This is a genomic window from Hymenobacter amundsenii, from assembly GCF_002204745.1.
GTDB lineage: Bacteria > Bacteroidota > Bacteroidia > Cytophagales > Hymenobacteraceae > Hymenobacter > Hymenobacter amundsenii.
In genome coordinates this window covers 1-1,302 of record NZ_NIRR01000091.1, presented here as the reverse complement: position 1 = coordinate 1,302, position 1,302 = coordinate 1, and the positions used below count along the sequence as shown (strand labels likewise).

The window sequence follows — 1,302 nt, the reverse complement described above, 5'->3', positions numbered from 1 at the left end:
CTCGTCTTTGCCCACGAAGTGACCGACCAGGTGCAGGCCCGGCGCGTGGTGGAAGAAAGCGGCCAGCAGGCGCGGACCTTGGCCGCTGAACTGGCCGCGTCCAACCAGCAGCTCACGCGCACCAACGTGGACCTGGACAACTTCATTTACACCGCCTCGCACGACCTCAAAGCCCCCATCTCCAACATCGAAGGCCTGCTCTACCTGCTGCAGGAAGAGCTGCCCCCTGAAGTTGCCCAAGACCCGGAAATAGGCCCCACGCTGACCCGGATGTTCGATGCCGTGGAACGCTTCAAGCGCACCATCGACCACCTCACCGAGGTGTCGAAGCTGCAGCAAGAGCATGCCCTCGCCACCGCCCCGGTCAACCTAGCGGCCGTCATCGAGGACGTGCGCCGGGACTTGGAGACGCTCCTGCGCGCCACGGGGGCCAATCTGGTGGTGGACGTGCCGGCCTTGCCGGCCATCGAGTTTTCCGAAAAGAACCTGCGCAGCATCGTCTACAACCTGCTTTCCAACGCCGTCAAGTACCACTCGCCTGACCGCCCGCCCCGCGTCGACCTGCGGGCCCACGTGCGGCCGGGCCACACCGTGCTCGAAGTGCACGACAACGGCCTCGGCCTCGCTGCCCACCAGCTGCCCCAGCTCTTCGGCATGTTCCGGCGCTTTCACGACCACGTCGAGGGCACCGGCATCGGCCTGTACATGGTCAAGCGCATGGTCGAAAACGCCGGCGGGCGCATCGAGGTGCACAGCCAGCTCGGGGCCGGCACCACCTTCTTCGTTTTCCTGCCCCACGCCAACCCCGGCGGGGCTCCCTTTCCCGAATTCGTTCCCCAATAAGTCCATGGCCGCTATTTCCTGTGCCCTGCTCGTCGACGACGACAACACCACCAATTACCTGAACTCGAAACTGCTCCGGCGCATGGCCATCAGCGACGAAGTGCTGGTGGCTGTCAACGGCCAGCAAGCCCTCGACCTGCTGCACGCCCACTGCGAGCTGTCCACCTCGTCCGCCTGCCCGGCCCTTATCCTGCTCGATATCAACATGCCGCTGATGAACGGCTTCGAGTTTTTGCGGGTCTACGCCCAACGGCCCGAACGGGAAAACCCCACGGTGGTCATCATCATGCTCACCACCTCCCTCAACCCCAACGACCTGGAGCAGATGCAGGGGTTGCCCATCCAAGGCTACCTTACCAAGCCTCTCACCCGCGACAAAATCAACCAGGTGCTGCAAGAGCACTTCGGCCACACCGCCACCGTGAATTAGACAGCGGCTACAAGTCAAACACAAACGAG

2 protein-coding genes are annotated in these 1,302 nt (G+C 63.4%); both read left to right on the top strand.

The window, feature by feature from the left end; all coding sequences use genetic code 11:
- Positions 1–843, top strand: an 843-nt coding sequence (locus CDA63_RS20025; protein WP_133074296.1) for a sensor histidine kinase, incomplete at its 5' end; no start/stop codon positions are given.
- A 4-nt stretch (positions 844–847) separates the two neighbouring features.
- Positions 848–1,273: a response regulator gene (locus CDA63_RS20020; protein WP_088466219.1), complete on the top strand. Its 426-nt coding sequence runs from the start codon at positions 848–850 to the stop codon at positions 1,271–1,273.
- Positions 1,274–1,302: the final 29 nt, after the last annotated feature.

Coding starts and splice junctions, on each gene's coding strand:
- CDA63_RS20020 (WP_088466219.1), top strand. CDS start 848: ATGGCCGCTATTTCCTGTGCCCTGCTCGTCGACGACGACAACACCACC.